Genomic DNA, 18,224 nt, shown 5'->3' with positions numbered 1-18,224 from the left:
TAAGCGTAGACAAAGTATTAGTAACTTAGTCTACGCTTAACTTTTTTATAAGGGATTGTTTTAGGCTTGTTCAGCACGTTCTTTTTCTTCTTTTAGAACGACTTTGCGAGATAAATTTACGCGCCCTTGGTTATCAATTTCAATACATTTGACAAGTAATTGATCACCGATTTTTAACACGTCTTCCACTTTATTCGTACGTTCTTCTTGAATTTCCGAAATGTGTAATAAGCCATCTTTTCCTGGGAAGATTTCACAGAATGCACCGAATTTCTCGATACGTTTTACAGTTGCCATATAATATTCGCCAACTTTTGCTTCGCGTACGATGGATTCGATAATTTCTTTTGCACGTTTATTCATTTCTTCGTTAGCTGAAGAGATGTAAATTGTACCGTCTTGTTCTGTATCGATTTTTACGCCCGTTTCATCGATAATTTTGTTAATCGTTTTACCACCAGAACCGATGACATCACGGATTTTTTCTGGGTTAATATGAACGACTTCAATTTTCGGTGCATATTTAGATAAGTGAGTGCGTGGCGCATCTAATGTTGCAAGCATTGATTCTAGAATAATCATTCGTCCTGCTTTTGCTTGTTGTAATGCCTCTTCTAAAATATTGCGGGATAAACCGTCAATTTTAATATCCATTTGAAGTGCTGTAACACCTTTGGCAGTACCAGCTACTTTAAAGTCCATATCTCCAAGGTGGTCTTCCATACCTTGAATGTCTGTTAAAATCGTGTAATGTTCCCCTTTTTTCACAAGACCCATTGCAATACCTGCTACTGGAGCTTTAATCGGAACACCAGCGTCCATCATCGCAAGAGTTGATGCACAAATGGATGCTTGAGAAGTAGAACCGTTAGATTCTAATACTTCCGATACACAACGAATCGCATATGGGAACTCAGACTCATCTGGAATAACAGCAAGTAATGCACGTTCTCCCAATGCTCCGTGTCCAATTTCACGACGTCCAGGTCCGCGCATCGGTCCTGTTTCCCCAACTGAGAATTGAGGGAAGTTATAGTGGTGCATGAAACGTTTAGATTCTTCAAGTCCTAAACCATCGATAATTTGTACGTCCCCTAATGGACCTAATGTACAGATGGAAAGTGCTTGAGTTTGTCCACGTGTAAACAATCCTGAACCATGGGCACGTTCTAATAAACCTACTTCAGAAGATAAAGGTCGAATTTCATCAACTTTACGGCCATCAGGACGGATTTTTTCCTCTGTAATTAAACGGCGAACTTCATCTTTAACCATCTTGTCTAAAATGGATTTTACTTGCTTTAATGTATCTTCATCTGCTTCTTGTTCTTCATAGTGGGCAATAACACGTTCTTTAACAGCATTAATCGCATCTTCACGAGCATGTTTTTCCACCGTTTGAATAGCAGCGTTCATGTCTTCTTCGCAAAGCCCTTTCACTTGAGATGAAAGTTCTTCATCGATTTCATATAATTCTACTGCTAATTTTTCTTTACCTACTTCTGCAACAATTTGTTCTTGGAACGCAATTAATTTCTTAATTTCTTCATGACCGAACATAATTGCTTCAAGCATGATTTCTTCTGGAACTTCTAACGCACCTGCTTCTACCATGTTAATTGCATCTTTGTTACCTGCCACAGTTAAGTGAACAGTACTTTTTTCAGATTGTTCTGTTGTTGGGTTAAGTACGAATTCACCATCGATATAACCAACATGTACACCTGCGATTGGACCATCAAATGGAATGTCCGAAACAGCCAATGCTAAAGATGAACCAAACATTGCTGCTACATCTGTTGGGCAGTCTGGATCTGATGACATGACCATAGAGATAACTTGTACTTCATTACGGAAGCCATCAGGGAACATTGGACGAATAGGACGGTCAATTAGACGAGAAACTAAAATCGCATGCTCTGATGGACGACCTTCCCGTTTAATGAATCCTCCTGGAATTTTACCTGCTGCGTATAGACGTTCTTCATAGTTAACTGTTAATGGGAAGAAATCTAATGCTTTTGGTGTTTTTGACATTGTTGCTGTCGCAAGTACTGCTGATTCACCGTAGCGAATTAATGTTGCGCCATTTGCTTGTTTAGCTAGCTGTCCTACTTCTACTACTAGTTGTCGGCCAGCCCATTCATATGAATAGACTTTCTTTTCGGTCATATAATGAACCCCTTTCTCTTGAAACACACTACGTCACGATTTTATCCCGCTATTTGCGGCACATCCAATGATTATGTAAGGAAGTGTCCGTAAAAAGCCCGATAATCACTTACAACCAACTGATATTTCCATCGATTGATTGTTTCATTCTTATATACCATTAGTAAGTGTATCAAAAAAGCAATTTCTATGCTAAATATTTTCAATATAATTATGGCTTTTTCGTATATTTTTTACAAATTATTTAGGAGATAATATTTCTATCCTTATTTATAAATATTTACTAACAACTTTATACATAAATAAAAAGCGGGAATGTTCCCGCTTTTTTTAAACAGAGTAAAGCTACTCAGCTTTTCTTATTATCGACGTAAACCTAGACGATTGATTAGTTCACGGTAACGTTGAACGTCAGTTTCGCGAAGATATTTTAATAAGTGACGACGACGACCTACTTTTTTAAGAAGACCACGTTGAGAGTGGAAATCTTTTTTATGAGTACCTAAGTGATCATTTAAAGCATTGATTTCAGCAGTTAATACTGCGATTTGTACTTCTGGAGAACCAGTATCTCCTTCGTGAGTACGGTACTCAGCGATAATTTCGTTTTTACGTTCTTTTGTAATTGCCATGTTGAATGGACCTCCTAAATAATAATTTACACCACTAGCACAGCAGTCGTTGGAGAATCGAAATGCCGAGCTAAGGTATAGTGCGCATAGCACTTAAAGAATAGTATCATACTTTTAGTTTACAATCAACTATTACGAAGTGTCTTGAAGTATTCAATTGCTTCGTTTTTATCTCGCTCGATTTGAGCTTTTAAAGATTCGATGCCGTCAAATTTTTGTTCGTTACGAATTCGTTTATACCAACCAACTTTTACTTCTTCACCGTAAATATTTTTTTCAAAGTTTAAAATGTGTACTTCGATCGATAATTGCTTATCGTCCGGATTTTTAAATGTCGGCTTATATCCAACATTACAAACTCCATCATACCATTTATTTTGAACTAAAATTTTGACTGCATACACACCGATTGCTGGAATAAAACTTCCTTCGATGGATTTAATATTAGCTGTAGGGAAACCGATTGTTCGACCACGTTTGTCACCATGAACAACAAGACCAGGTACTTCGTAAGCACGACCAAGTAAATTTGCAGCGCTCTCCATATCCCCTTCTTGTAAATAATGGCGAATTCGAGTAGAACTAATTTTTTCTTCTCCGTCCGTTTGTTTGCTAATAACGGACACGCCATAATCTCCATTACTATACTCTTTCATTATATCCATATTTCCCTTTCCTAAACTACCAAATGAAAAATCAAATCCTGCGGAAACGTGTTTTACATTTAAATCCCTTATAAAATATTGGATAAAATCTTCAGGAGATAGTTTCGCAAAATCGGATGTAAATTGAACGACAAAAACATTTTCCACACCGATTTCCTCAAGAATATCCAATTTTTGTTGCAAAGGCGTTATGTAAAATACCTTTTCTTTACGGCCTCCTAAAACAATAGATGGATGAGGATCAAAGGTCATAACGGCACTTTCAATCCCCAATTGTTCTGCCATATGAATCGCATTTTGAATAACCGCTTGATGCCCTCTATGTACACCATCAAAGAATCCTACTGCAAGAGAGTATGCAGTGGATTCATTTGCTAGATTTAATTGATGGGGGTATTTTAAATGAACAACCTTCATCTGAAAACTTGCCTCCTATAATTAGTTTGGGAACATTTTTTCTGGTTTCATAAAACCTTCTTTTGTTGGATGCTTTACATATACTGCAAGAGCCTTTCCATTCATGCTATATACAATTTTATCATTTTCTTTTAATAATGTATGTTTCGGAAGTACTTGTCCATTTAATATTTGCTTTTCATTAGATTCATCAACTTCAATAAACGGATAGGTAGATAGGGCATACTCAACGGGTAATATGATTTGATCTATCGTTACTTCCTTCATCATTTCTTGTACTTGTTGTAGTGTAACACAATTTTCTTTTTGGAAAGTACCAGAAGCTGTTCTTACAAGGGATGCCATGTGGGCAGGATAGCCTAATTTTTCTCCAATTTGCACAGCAAGGGTACGAATATATGTCCCTTTGCTACATGCAATACGAATGTGGAAAGTAATTTCTTCCCCTGCAAAACTCTCTTCATCATCCAACAATTGTAAGGAGTAAATGGTCACTTTTCTTGTTGGACGCTCAACTACTTCCCCTTTGCGGGCATATTCATATAATTTTTTACCGTTTACTTTTACGGCAGAATACATTGGTGGGGTTTGTTCAATAACGCCCGTTAAACTTTCCAATGTTTCTAACAACTGTTGTCTTGAAATTTTTTTGAAGGAAAGATCCTGATTAACCGTTTCACCTTCTGCATCCTCCGTTGCTGTTGTTTTTCCAATGGATACAACCGCTTCATAGACCTTTCCAGCATCTGTTAAATATTCTGCAATTCGTGTTGCCTGTCCAATGCATATAGGCAAGACACCTTCTACACCTGGGTCTAGCGTTCCAGTATGACCGACCTTTTTTGTTTTTAAAATTTTTCTTAATTGAAAGACGCAATCATGGCTTGTCATGCCTCTTTCCTTCCAGAGAGGTAAAATGCCGTTCATATTGTGCTCCTTAAACTATTTTTCTTGTATTTTTCTATCTATGCATGCTCATCATGATAAACAGAAAAAGTCTACATCGCACAACTTTATGCAGATGTAGACTTCACTAACTTTTATTCCTCATGAAGAGAACGTAACAATGCATCGATTTTGTTTCCATATTCCACAGCTGAATCAAATTCAAATGTGATTTCTGGAGTACGACGCAAACGAATTCGATGACCGATTTCTGTACGGATGAAACCTGATGCTTTTACTAAAGCCTTCAATGTCTCTTCCCGTTCCCGTTCACTACCTAGAGATGAGATGTAAACCGTTGCTTGTTGAAGATCACCAGTTACGGCTACATCAGTAATTGTAACAAACCCAACTCTTGGGTCTTTTAATTTACGAGTAATGATATCGCCAAGTTCTTTTTTCATTTGCTCAGCAATTCGATTTGAACGTAATGACATAATTGTGCCACCTCTTTTTTAAAGTAAGAATGATGCCCCTTTAGGTTCACGAAAATTAAGCCTTGTTTTACTTAATAGATAAGTGATGTAAGAAGGCATCGTTCTTACCTTAATATCATTTAAACTTGTACGCCTCAGCGCAATTTGTCCCTTTTCGGACGAATTATAAATAATCTTTCCAAACCTCGAGTTGTTCCCACGAAGGATTGGATTGAAGGAAGTGAAGTGCATGATTGATTTCTCGCTCTGCACTCATCTTTGATGATGACACACAGACAAGAGCAATTCTTGTCCGTTGCCATACATTTTGATGATCAATTTCTGCAACAGAAACATTAAATTTCTGTTTTGTCCGTGTAATCATTCGCTGGAGAACAGCTCGCTTTTCTTTTAACGAATGGGAATCAGAAATAATGAACTCAACTTCCGCATAGACGATCATTATCGTTTAATTTCTTCCATTATGAAGGCTTCGATAATATCGCCCTCTTTAATGTCATTAAAGTTTTTGATCGTCATACCACATTCGTAACCTTTTGCCACTTCTTTAGCGTCGTCTTTGAAACGTTTTAATGAATCTAATTCACCTTCAAATACAACGATTCCGTCACGAATGACACGAACGCCAGAATCACGAGTTACTTTCCCTTCTGTTACGTAAGAACCAGCGATTGTTCCAACTTTAGAAACTTTAATTGTTTGACGAACTTCAGCTTGACCAATGATTTTTTCTTCATATTCAGGGTCAAGCATTCCTTTCATTGCCGCTTCGATTTCTTCAATTACTTTGTAAATAATACGGTGTAATCGAATATCTACGCCTTCTGCTTCCGCTGCACGTTTCGCATTCGTATCTGGGCGTACATTGAAACCAATAACGATTGCGTTTGAAGCAGCTGCTAATGAAATATCAGATTCTGTAATTGCGCCGGCACCAGTATGAATAATTTTTACGTTAACACCTTCAACGTCAATTTTCATTAATGATGCGGCCATTGCTTCTACAGTACCTTGAACGTCCGCTTTAACAATAATATTTAATTCTTTTACATCGCCTTGTGACATTTGCTCGAATAAGTTATCAAGTGTCACCCGTTGTTTTTCAGAACGACTAGCTTGAATAGCAGTCATAGCACGGGATTCACCCACTTGGCGAGCAGTTTTCTCGTCTTCGAAGACAACAAAACGGTCACCAGCTTGAGGTACTTCGTTAATACCTGTAATTTCAACAGGTGTAGCAGGACCTGCCTCTTTAACACGTCGGCCAATATCATTCACCATTGCACGGACACGTCCATAAGCATGGCCAACAACGATTGGATCACCAACACGTAAAGTACCATCCTGTACTAATAAAGTAGCAACAGAACCTCTACCTTTATCTAATTGGGCTTCGATCACTGTACCGATTGCTGAACGATTTGGGTTTGCTTTTAATTCTGCTACTTCCGACACTAATAGTATCATCTCTAATAGCGTATCAATACCTTCACCTTTAAGGGCAGATATTGGAACGAAAATCGTATCGCCGCCCCAATCTTCAGGAACTAATCCGTGTTCTGTTAATTCTTGCATTACACGGTCTGGATTTGCAGAAGGTTTATCCATTTTGTTTACTGCAACAATAATTGGAACTTCAGCCGCTTTCGCATGGTTAATTGCTTCTACTGTTTGAGGCATAACCCCATCATCAGCAGCGACAACAATAATTGCTAAATCGGTAATACTTGCACCACGGGCACGCATCGTTGTAAATGCTGCGTGTCCAGGCGTATCTAAAAATGTAATCTTTTTACCGTTAATATCAACTTGGTAAGCACCAATATGTTGAGTGATACCACCAGCTTCACCAGCTGTTACTTTTGTATGACGAATTGAGTCAAGTAATGTTGTTTTACCATGGTCAACGTGCCCCATAATTGTTACAACTGGAGGACGTTCTTCCATCGATTGTTCGTTTTCTTCATTTTGTTCAAAGTACGCATCTAAATCTGTAATATCAACGCGTACTTCTTCTTCTACTTCTACACCATAATCAGCACAGATTAACTCAATCGCATCTTTATCTAACTCTTGATTAATTGTTGCCATGACACCAAGCATAAATAATTTTTTAATGATTTCTGATGGTTCGCGGTGTAATTTTTTTGCAAGCTCTGCAACAGATAAAGATTCATAAAACGTAATTTTTTCTGGTAATTCTTTAGGTGTTACCGGTGTTTGTGGTTGTTGATGTTTAGGCTGACGGCGTTTTCCCCCGTGAATACCAGGTTTTTTACGTTGATTAAATCCGCCTTTATTGTTGTTACGATTGTTATTATTGTTAGTTTGATTTTTATTATTATGATCCATATTTTTGTTATGGTTACCCTTATTCTTTGGTTTTTCGCCGTTCGATTGAGGCGATTGTCTTTGTTCATTGTTAGTTTGATTTGGTGATTTCTTTTGCGGTCTATTTTGCTCTTTCGTTTGAGACTTTTGAGCATTTGGTGTAGCTTGTTTCTTTTCTTTTGTCTCTTGTTTTGCTTGAGCTTGTGTTCCTTTATTAAACACTGAGTCTAATTTGGAAACAGCATCTCCTTCAAGCATTGACATATGATTCGAAACAGTGATGTTTAATTTTTTTAGTTCTTCTATAACTTCTTTACTTGATTTACTTACTTTTTTCGCATATTCATGAACTCTTATTTTGGTCATCTGCTCACCCCCGATTAATTTTCGTTGAGTAGACTAGACATCTTTTTCGCGAATCCGCTATCTGTAATAGCAAGTGCGACACGTGCTTCTTTACCAATTGCAGTCCCTAGCTGGTAGCGATCACCAAACACATGATACTCAACGTTGTAATACGTACATTTATCTTGAATTTTTTTACTAGAATTTTTTGAGGCGTCAGCGGCTAGTAGTACAAGCTTTGCTTTATTCGTACGTATTTCCTTTACTACTAACTCTTCCCCTGAGACTACTTTTCTTGCTCTTGCTGCCAATCCTAATAGTTGCAGTAGTCTCTGATTCATAAAATTGACTCCCGACGAATGAGTTTAATGAGTTCCTCATAAACTTCATCTGGAATTTTCACTTCTAATTGGCGCTCTAATATATTTTTCTTCCGCGCAGTTTCCACCGCTTCTTCCGATTTTGAAATATAAGCACCGCGTCCGGATTTTTTCCCTGTTACATCGACCGATACTTCTCCTTCTTTTGAGCGAACAATTCGTATCATAGATTTCTTAGGAAGCATCTCGCCCGTTACAACACATTTACGTAATGGAACCTTTTTTTTCGTTGACATGAGATATCACCTTCCCTATATAAAACGAGAAAATTAAAACTTATTCCTAACTGTGTCGTTATTCTTCTTCGTCTTGATAAAGGTCGTACCCAATATCTTCGAAGGAAGCATCTTTGTCTTCTTGAACAAAACGACTTGTCTCGTTCGGATAAATTCCTAATTCACGAGCATCCGTTTCACTTTTAATATCAATTTTCCAACCTGTTAATTTTGCAGCAAGACGTGCATTTTGACCACGCTTACCAATAGCAAGAGAAAGCTGATAATCAGGAACGACAACAGTAGTCGATTTTTCTTCTTCGTTTACGATCACATCTAATACTTGTGAAGGACTAAGTGCATTTGCAACGAAAACGACTGGATCTTCTGACCATTCTACAATGTCAATTTTTTCTCCATTTAATTCGTTGACAATCGTTTGCACTCGCGCACCTTTAGCACCAACGCATGCCCCTACTGCATCGATTTCTTCATTGTGAGCATAAACAGAAATTTTAGAGCGATCCCCTGCTTCGCGAGCAATGGATTTAATTTCTACAATACCTTCGAAAATTTCTGGAACTTCCATTTCGAATAGTCTGCGTAGTAATCCTGGATGTGTACGAGAAACAATGATTTGAGGTCCGCGTGTCGTACGCTCAACTTTTGTAATATAAACACGAATTCTTGATTGAGGTTTATATACTTCACCTTGAATTTGTTCATTAGTAGGTAGAGCAGCCTCCACCTTCCCTAAGCTAATGTAAATGTTACGAGCGTCTTGGCGTTCAATGACGCCATTGACAATATCATCTGTACGATCTACATATTCTTCGTAGATTAGTCCGCGCTCTGCTTCACGAACACGTTGTGTAACAACCTGCTTAGCTGTTTGCGCAGCAATACGACCAAAGTTGCGAGGAGTTACTTCTTGTTCTAATACGTCACCAATTTCATAAGCAGGGTTAATTTCTTTAGCATCTTCAAGAGAAATTTGAAGACGGTCATCTTCCACTTCTTCAACGACATCTTTACGAGAATACACGACCATTGAACCATTCTCTAAGTTTAAATCGACACGTACATTTTGTGCTTGATTAAAGTTTCGTTTATATGCAGTTACTAATGCAGCTTCGATTGCTTCAATTAAAATATCTCTTGAAATGCCTTTTTGCTGCTCCAGAGCAGTTAAAGCATCTAGTAAATCACTACTCATTTTTGTTTTCACTCCTAAATAGCTAGTTTGATGAAAAATCGATTGCAAGTCGTGCTTTAGCGATTTTTTCTTTTTCGATAAATATCGTCATTTTACGTGTTTTAATACGAATTTCAAGCTCTAAACCTTGTTCAGTATATGCTCTCAAATAGCCTTGGAATTCTTTCATGTCCTTAATCGGCTCATATGTTTTCACATAAATAAATTTACCTACTGCTTTTTTAAAATCAGATTCTTTTTTTAATGGTCGTTCCGCACCTGGTGAAGATACTTCTAAATAATAGTTTTGCTCGATTGGGTCCTTTTCATCCAGAACTAAACTTAGACGCTCACTTACAATGGCACATTGATCAATATCAATTCCGCCTTCAGGTGTATCTATATAGACACGAAGGAACCAATTGCGGCCCTCTTTCAGAAACTCTATATCGACTAATTCTAGGTTCAATTCTTCTAAAATTGGTGTAACAAGCTCTTCAATTACTGACGTTACTTTGCTCATAGTATCCTCCCTACGTAATTGTCTGTTGCTTATACATGTTAGATGACAGTAGTTAGTTAAAAAACAGAAATTCCACCAAAAATGGTGAAATTTTAAAGTAGTACCTAAAGGTAAGAAAAATTTGGATTAGCATAACAACAGAAAAGAGCGGGAAAGCCCCACTCTTTTGCTGCAAAACTATCAACAAATTATTACCATAACAATAGCACAAATTATTACTTAATGCAAATTTACGTAAATGTGTTACTCCATTGGTAATAAATCAATTAACTCCTAGCGTTATAGCATCTTTTCTAAAGACGCATAAAAGTAATGGTTCATTTTATTAGAATAAGGAAAGTTGATTCGCATCCGGTAGTCCTTCTAAACATCCTAAAGAATCCATATACTCAATTAATGTTTTCGAAACTCGACCCCGTTGTTGTAAATCTTCTTTCGATAAAAATTCACCATCCTCTCTAGCGGCAACAATTGCTTTCGCAACGTTAGTCCCTAGACCAGGAATCGCATCAAAGGGTGGAATTAATGAATTACCGTCTATTATAAACTCGCTTGCTTGTGAACGATAAAGGTCTACTTTTTTGAAGCTCATACCTCGCTCGCACATTTCTAAAGCAAGCTCTAAAACCGTCAGTAAGTCTTTTTCCTTTTTGGAAGCATCTAACCCTTTTGCATTGATTTCATCGATGCGAGAACGAATCATCGCCGAACCTTGAGTCATCGCAATTAAGTCAAAATCACTTGCACGAACGGTAAAATAGGCAGCGTAATATAAAATAGGATGATGCACTTTAAACCAAGCTATACGTACCGCCATTAAAACATAGGCTGCGGCATGGGCTTTCGGAAACATGTATTTAATTTTTTTACATGAATCGATATACCATTCCGGTACATTTTGCGCCCGCATTTCTACTTCCATTTCTTCGGTTAATCCTTTCCCTTTACGAACGGATTCCATTATTTTGAAAGCAAAACTTGGTTCTAACCCTTGATAAATTAAATACACCATAATATCGTCACGACAGCCAATTACTTCGGATAAAACACATGTACCGTTTTGAATTAATTCTTGAGCATTTCCTAACCAAACGTCAGTACCATGGGAAAGACCGGAAATTTGAACAAGTTCACTAAAGGTAGACGGTTTTGTATCCTCTAACATTTGACGAACGAATCTTGTACCAAACTCAGGAATACCTAAAGTACCAGTTTTACATCCAATTTGTTCTTCAGTTACCCCTAGTGATTCTGGAGAAGAGAAGATTTTCATTACTTCTGGATCATCGGTTGGGACTGTTTTCGGATCGATACCGGATAAATCCTGTAGCATCCTAATCACAGTCGGATCATCGTGTCCAAGTATATCGAGCTTTAACACGTTATCATGAATGGAGTGGAAGTCAAAATGGGTTGTTTTCCACTCGGCATCTTGGGCATCTGCCGGATATTGCACAGGTGTAAAATCATAAATATCCATATAATCTGGAACAACGATAATACCACCTGGGTGTTGACCCGTCGTCCGTTTTACACCAGTACAACCTTGTACAAGTCGGTCCACTTCTGCTCCACGGAACGTCACATTATTATCATTGGAATAACCTCTTACATAACCGTACGCTGTTTTTTCGGCTACAGTACCGATTGTACCCGCACGATAAACATAATCTTCCCCGAACAGTACCTTCGTATAATTATGGGCTTGAGGTTGGTATTCCCCAGAGAAGTTCAAGTCGATATCAGGTACTTTGTCCCCTTTAAATCCTAGGAACGTTTCAAAAGGAATGTCTTGTCCATCCTTTTTATAACGGGTACCGCATTTTGGACAGTCTTTGTTAGGTAAGTCAAATCCACTACCTACCGAACCATCATCGAAAAACTCTACATTTTTACAATTTGGACAAATGTAATGGGGTGGTAACGGATTTACCTCCGTTATTTCCATGAACGTTGCGACTAATGAAGAACCTACCGAACCACGGGAACCAACTAAGTATCCATCGGCAAGGGATTTTTTCACTAGTTTCGCAGAAATTAAATAAATTACGCCGAACCCGTTCCCTAAAATAGACTTCAACTCTTTTTCAATCCGCGCTTTCACAATTTCAGGTAATTCTTCTCCATAAATTTTATGGGCCATTTCATACGTTAAATTCGTAACTTCTTCATCAGAACCTTCAATTTTCGGCGTATAAAGCTCATCTTTAATCGGTTTCACATCACCGATCATATTAGCAATTTTTTGTGAGTTCGTCACAACAATTTCCTTTGCTATGTCTGGCCCTAAAAAATCGAATTCCTTTAACATTTCATTTGTAGTCCGGAAATGTACAGCAGGTAATTTATAGCGATTTAATGGATTAGCCCCACCTTGAGAACCGACTAAAATTTGTCTAAACACACTATCATTTTCATGTAAATAGTGTACATTACCTGTTGCTACGACCGGTTTTTCCAAACGTTTGCCAAGCTTCACTAATTTGCGAATTATATCTTCCAAATTCCATTCATCATGGATCGTTCCGCCTTCTATTAACGGGGCATAAACAGGTTTTGGATGTACTTCTATATAGTCATAAAATTTCGCGACTTTTTCTGCTTCTTCTGGAGATTTATTCATCATCGTTTCGAATAATTCCCCGTTACTACAACCAGAACCGACAATTAGCCCTTTACGATATTTAATTAGATCCGAACGGCGAATACGCGGAACTCGATAATACGTTTGGGTGTGGGCAATCGAAATTAATTTAAATAAGTTTTTCAACCCTTCATTGTCCATTGCTAAAATCGTGCAGTGGTAAGGTCGAGACTTTTTATAACTTTCGTTTTTATCAATATGTTGATTAAATTCATCGTGATAATGAATGCCTTTTTCTTTTGACTCTTTTAGTAAATGTAACAATAATTCCCCAGTTGCTTCTGTATCGTATATTGCCCGGTGATGTTGAGTTAATTCAATACCATACCGTTTACATAACGTATTTAAACGATGACTTTTTAAAGTTGGATTTAAGAAACGAGATAATTCTAACGTATCAATAACGGGATGTACGACGCCTTGAATACCCGCCTTTTCATAAGCGGTATATAAAAATCCCATATCAAAGGAAGCATTATGGGCTACTACAATCGCATCGCCAATAAACTCTCTAAATTCCGTTATGACTTCGTCCACTTCCGGTGCATCGCGCAACATATCGTCGGTAATATGGGTTAACTCGATAATTTTTGCTGACAACGGTTTATGAGGATTGGCGAATCGTTCAAATTTATCGATTACTTTACCTTCCTTCATTTTTACAGCAGCCAATTCGATAATTGTATCGTACGCTGTTGAAAGACCTGTTGTCTCTACGTCAAATACGACATAAGTTGCATCGTCTAAAGGGATATGTTGTTCGGCATAAGCAATTGGTGAACCGTCGTCCACTAAGTTTGCTTCAACCCCATATATAATTTTTATACCATGTTTTTTCCCTGCCGCATAAGCTTCTGGGAAACCTTGGGCTACTGCATGGTCCGTAATCGCTACTGCAGAATGACCCCACTTCGCCGCTTGTCCTACTAATTGATCAATAGGTGTAACGGCATCCATTTGACTCATTGGTGTATGTAAATGAAGCTCTACCCGTTTTTCCCCTTCAGGTGCTGTATCTTTACGTGATTCTTTATAAACTTCATTAATATCTTGAGCCATTACAACTAAATCCCGAACGAATGTATCATTTTGGACAGAGCCGCGTACTTTCACCCACATTCCTTTTTTCAGTTGGGCCATTCTCTCAGCATCTTCTTTATCCCGGGAGAACATTTTCACTAAAATGGAATCGGTATAATCGGTAATTTTTAATTCTAATAAAGAACGTCCACTTTTTAGTTCTTTTATATCGACAGCAAATACAAAACCTTCTAACACAACACGACGTTCTTCTTCAACAACCCGACGAATTTCCATAATTTCCGTATCTTTAATGATATTTCCTAATTGGAATGGACCGTTATTGACAACAGCTTCTGGATTATCACTTTTCGCTTTTTCACGACTTTGGAAATCTTCCATAGCTTGTTTTGCCAATTGGGCTTCTTCTAATTGGCGTTGTTCAATATATTGTTGTCTTGCCTCAATCATTTCTTCTGTTGCTTCAACAAGTTGGAAATCGACTGAGAAAGAAGGGAAACCTAAGTTTCCGTATGCCTCTACAATTTTTTGTGCATATTTCGATTTCAAAGTAAGCTGTTCCATTTCAGCCATACAATTGACAATCAATTTATTCCCCGTCCATTGAGGGATTTGGTTCATCAAACGATCTTTTAAAGGAGGTGAAGCATCCAATTGTTCCACCGCTGTTAACCAATAATCCGATATCAGTTGTTCTGTCACTTGCGGATTACGCGCTTCAATCATAATCGACGCTTGTGCGATATGAGAAAACTGTTCTGCCATCCTTGTGCGAAATAATTGATACAATTGGAACGGTAAAATATTGTTTAATGTAATGGAAAAACTCCAAATCCGATTTTTTTTATGAACAGTTAACCTAGAAAGTTCTCCTTGTTCAAAAAAAGACATGTAGACATCTTCCGTCAGCTGTAGTTGTTGCAACAAAGTTAAAAATCTTTCCCTTGCTTCTTGGTTGTCTACCACTATACTCACCACCTAGTTTTTACAAATAATTTCAAGTTAATTTTTATACCCGGTTTGAACGGTTTTCAATTTAATGGGAACGGAAATATTCGTTTAAGCGATCAATTAACTCTTCCTTTGCCCACTCAAATATTTCACCAGTCCGTCTTATTTTCACTTCCACAATTCCTTCACTTGCCCGTTTTCCAATCGTTACACGTACAGGTAATCCGATTAAATCCGAATCGATAAATTTCACCCCAGCCCGTTCATCCCGATCATCAAATAATACGTCAAAATGGTATGAAGTTAAAATATGATAAAGTTGAGAGGCTAAATCAAATTGAACTTCATCATGAATATTGACCGGTATAAGATGTATATCGTAAGGGGAGAATTGTTTTGGCCATACGAATCCATTCTCATCTTGATATATTTCAGCCATTACTGCTAGCAATCTAGATATCCCTAGTCCAAAGCTTCCCATATACATAGGTTTTGACTGACCATTTTCATCGATAAAATTCGCATTAAATTTTTCAGTTAACCAAGTTCCGGACATTCGAATATGACCGACTTCAATTCCTTTTTTTAAGCGAATTGTTCCATTTCCGTCTGGAGAAGGATCCCCTTCTTGGATATATCGTATATCTTCATAACTATTTACTGCAAAATCCCTTTCAGGATTGACATTGATATAATGATAGCCATCTTCATTCGCTCCGGCTATTCCATTACGAATCGACTGAATGGCTAAATCGGCAATGACTTTTACATTTACAGGCAACTTAATCGGTCCGATAGAACCTATTGTACAGCCTAGCAATTGCTCTATTTCCTCTTCCGTTGCCAATGTAAGGGATTGGGCTTTTAAAGCATTTCTCAATTTAATAGGATTAATTTGATGATCTCCCCGTACTAAAACAACGACAAACTCCCCATCAACTTTAAATACAATCGATTTCATACAATCCGTTTGTTCTTTCGTAAAGAATGAGCATACTTCCTCGATCGTCTTAACTTGAGGTGTTTCAACCTTTTCCAATGGGTTCATCGGTTTTTCAGAAGATGGATAACTCGTAACTACAGGAGTGATTTCGATATTCGATGCATAATTTGATTCATCGGAATAAGCAATCGTTGTTTCTCCAATATCCGATGCGACGATAAATTCATGGGCTTTTAATCCGTCCGCCGTTCGTGTATCGGCATCAATCATCTCATAATATAAACCAAGTCTACTTAAAATACTGGAATAGACGTCACTCATTTGAAGATAAGTCGCTTCTAAACTTTCTTCTGTAGCGTGGTAGGAATAAGCAGCCTTCATTAAAAACTCCTTACTCCGTAACAAACCGTATCGAGGACGACTTTCATCACGAAACTTCGACTGAATTTGATAGAAAGTAATTGGTAATTTTTTATAAGATTTTATTTCATCACGCATCAGTTGAGTCATAACTTCTTCATGACTAGGTGCAAGAATTAATTGGCGTTCGTTTCGGTCCTTTAATTGGAGCACTTCTTCATCCTTCTCATGAAATCGAAAGGAATGTTGTAAAATGTCCTTCGGCTGTAAGGAAGGTAACGTAATTTCAATTGCTCCTAACCTTTCCATTTCTTCACTTATCATTTTCTCCAACTTGTTTAACACTCGTTTTGCTAAAGGTAAATAGGAATAAACACCGCTTGTACTTTGACGTAAAAATCCAGCACGAAGAAGCATTTTATGAGACTTCACTTCTATATCAGAAGGCATTTCACGTAGTGTTGGGATAAGGGTTAAACTTTGTTTCATTGTGCCCACCTTCTTCTTATAAACTTAATGTACTTTTAAGCATATCATACAAACAACTAAGATAAATATAAACTAAAATTTACAAATCATTCTTACAAATAGATTAATAAAAAGATTTAACCTTATTCACTTTGGATTTTACCATACATGAATAAGGTTAAATTTCTTTAAAAACATTTTGTTGTATTTTCACATTCTTATTGGAATTTGTAACTATCCTATATGAACATTGTCATCTAATTGCCTAGAAGAAAAATCTTTGAATATCGTTCCACGTAACGACGACCATTAGAATCATTAGTAACACAATACCTACAAAATGAACAAGTCCTTCTTTTTGACGATCCACAGGTTTTCCGCGCAAGGCTTCAACACCGAAAAATAACAATCTACCACCATCTAATGCTGGTAATGGTAACAAGTTCATAATTCCTAGGTTAATACTTAATACGGCAGCCCAATTCATTAAGTTATATACTCCATATTGGGCAACGGTTTCAGTCGCTTTATATATGCCTACAGGACCAGATAATGCATCGATTGTAAATTGACCAGTAACTAAATCCCCTAACAGCCCTAAAATAAGAACTGTGTAATCATATGTTTGAGTTACACCGAAGGCGAGGGCTTTCAATGGATTTTTTTCAACTGGACTTTGATACATTACTCCAATTTGCCCATATTCCTTACCACTTTCCTCTAAAGCATCAGGCGTCATCGTTAACTCAATCTCTTGTCCACCTCGTTCGACTAAGAATGTTAACTCTTCACCTGGTTTTTCTTGAACAGTTCCGGAAAGTTCTTGCCAATCTTCAATCGGATCTCCATCAATCGCTTTTACAAAATCTCCCTTTTGCATTCCTGCTTCCGCAGCTGGCCCATTTTCTACGACATCATAAATAATTGGTTCGTAAGTAGGGACACCTTGCATCATTGCGATAAAAGCAAACACGAAGAATGCTAATATAAAGTTAAATAGCGGACCTGCAAAGATGGCCATCGCCCGTTGTCCTACAGTTTTCGAATTAAATTGACGATCAAGTGGAGCAATCATCAGTTCTGTTCCATTTTCCACAACAATAGCTTGTCTAGATACATTAATTCTTACAAATTGATTTTCTTCATCGTAGCCTTCAATCCATAATTCTTTTTCCAAGTCCGCCCGTTCTACTTCCATAAATAGAACATTCGGATTTTGAACATTTTGATTTAAATAAATCTTTTCAGCAACGTTATCACGATTTAATATCAATCCAACTCGATATCCTGGCTGTAATTCGATTTGATCTACATCTTCACCAGCCATACGAACATACCCGCCAAGGGGTAATAGTCGAATCGTATATAACGTCTCCCCTTTCATCATTCCAAAGATTTTGGGACCCATACCTATTGCAAATTCACGAACTAAAATGCCTGCTCGTTTCGCAAAAATAAAATGCCCTAGTTCATGGAAAAATACTAGAGAACCAAAAACAATAATAAACGCTATAACTGTTTGCATATCATCCCACCTTCAAGAGCAGTATACTTATTCTA

14 protein-coding genes are annotated in these 18,224 nt (G+C 37.5%); all 14 read right to left on the bottom strand.

Annotation, left to right across the window (positions count from 1 at the left end; translation table 11 throughout):
* Nucleotides 1-60: 60 nt before the first annotated feature.
* A complete protein-coding gene (pnp, locus tag EC501_RS00880) occupies nucleotides 61-2,172 on the bottom strand; it encodes a polyribonucleotide nucleotidyltransferase (RefSeq protein WP_122970404.1) in 2,112 nt (703 codons plus the stop codon).
* Nucleotides 2,173-2,534: 362 nt separating this feature from the next.
* Nucleotides 2,535-2,804 (bottom strand): 30S ribosomal protein S15, encoded by a 270-nt coding sequence (gene rpsO, locus EC501_RS00875; protein WP_122970403.1) that lies wholly within the window; start codon nucleotides 2,802-2,804, stop codon nucleotides 2,535-2,537.
* Nucleotides 2,805-2,929: 125 nt separating this feature from the next.
* Nucleotides 2,930-3,886 (bottom strand): riboflavin biosynthesis protein RibF, encoded by a 957-nt coding sequence (gene ribF / locus EC501_RS00870; protein ID WP_122970402.1) that lies wholly within the window; start codon nucleotides 3,884-3,886, stop codon nucleotides 2,930-2,932.
* 21 nt (nucleotides 3,887-3,907) lie between these two features.
* Nucleotides 3,908-4,813: a tRNA pseudouridine(55) synthase TruB gene (gene truB / locus EC501_RS00865; protein ID WP_122970401.1), complete on the bottom strand. Its 906-nt coding sequence runs from the start codon at nucleotides 4,811-4,813 to the stop codon at nucleotides 3,908-3,910.
* Between the two features lie 113 nt (nucleotides 4,814-4,926).
* On the bottom strand, nucleotides 4,927-5,268 hold the full coding sequence (rbfA, locus tag EC501_RS00860; protein ID WP_122970400.1) for a 30S ribosome-binding factor RbfA: 342 nt from the start codon (nucleotides 5,266-5,268) through the stop codon (nucleotides 4,927-4,929).
* A 163-nt stretch (nucleotides 5,269-5,431) separates the two neighbouring features.
* Nucleotides 5,432-5,710 carry a DUF503 domain-containing protein gene (locus EC501_RS00855; RefSeq protein ID WP_122970399.1) on the bottom strand — a complete coding sequence of 93 codons (279 nt, stop codon included), beginning with the start codon at nucleotides 5,708-5,710 and terminating at the stop codon, nucleotides 5,432-5,434.
* A complete protein-coding gene (gene infB, locus EC501_RS00850; protein WP_122970398.1) occupies nucleotides 5,710-7,965 on the bottom strand; it encodes a translation initiation factor IF-2 in 2,256 nt (751 codons plus the stop codon). Before infB ends, EC501_RS00855 begins: the two co-directional genes overlap by 1 nt.
* A 14-nt stretch (nucleotides 7,966-7,979) precedes the next feature.
* Entirely contained in the window at nucleotides 7,980-8,285 is a 306-nt protein-coding gene (locus EC501_RS00845; protein ID WP_122970397.1) for a YlxQ family RNA-binding protein, read from the bottom strand.
* Nucleotides 8,282-8,560 carry an RNase P modulator RnpM gene (rnpM, locus tag EC501_RS00840; RefSeq protein WP_122970396.1) on the bottom strand — a complete coding sequence of 93 codons (279 nt, stop codon included), beginning with the start codon at nucleotides 8,558-8,560 and terminating at the stop codon, nucleotides 8,282-8,284. Before rnpM ends, EC501_RS00845 begins: the two co-directional genes overlap by 4 nt.
* A 58-nt stretch (nucleotides 8,561-8,618) precedes the next feature.
* The gene (gene nusA, locus EC501_RS00835; protein ID WP_122970395.1) at nucleotides 8,619-9,755 is read right to left on the bottom strand and encodes a transcription termination factor NusA; all 1,137 of its coding nucleotides are present in this window, start codon (nucleotides 9,753-9,755) and stop codon (nucleotides 8,619-8,621) included.
* A 22-nt stretch (nucleotides 9,756-9,777) separates the two neighbouring features.
* Entirely contained in the window at nucleotides 9,778-10,257 is a 480-nt protein-coding gene (gene rimP / locus EC501_RS00830; RefSeq protein WP_122970394.1) for a ribosome maturation factor RimP, read from the bottom strand.
* Between the two features lie 325 nt (nucleotides 10,258-10,582).
* A complete protein-coding gene (locus EC501_RS00825; RefSeq protein ID WP_122970393.1) occupies nucleotides 10,583-14,908 on the bottom strand; it encodes a PolC-type DNA polymerase III in 4,326 nt (1,441 codons plus the stop codon).
* A gap of 70 nt (nucleotides 14,909-14,978) precedes the next feature.
* On the bottom strand, nucleotides 14,979-16,685 hold the full coding sequence (locus EC501_RS00820) for a proline--tRNA ligase (protein WP_122970392.1): 1,707 nt from the start codon (nucleotides 16,683-16,685) through the stop codon (nucleotides 14,979-14,981).
* A gap of 244 nt (nucleotides 16,686-16,929) precedes the next feature.
* A complete protein-coding gene (gene rseP / locus EC501_RS00815) occupies nucleotides 16,930-18,189 on the bottom strand; it encodes an RIP metalloprotease RseP (protein WP_122970391.1) in 1,260 nt (419 codons plus the stop codon).
* Nucleotides 18,190-18,224: the final 35 nt, after the last annotated feature.

The sequence above is a fragment of the Lysinibacillus halotolerans genome, from assembly GCF_003711845.1.
Lineage (GTDB): Bacteria > Bacillota > Bacilli > Bacillales_A > Planococcaceae > Ureibacillus > Ureibacillus halotolerans.
Note: the sequence above shows the minus strand (reverse complement) of the source record. Positions and strands in the feature narration are given on the sequence as shown.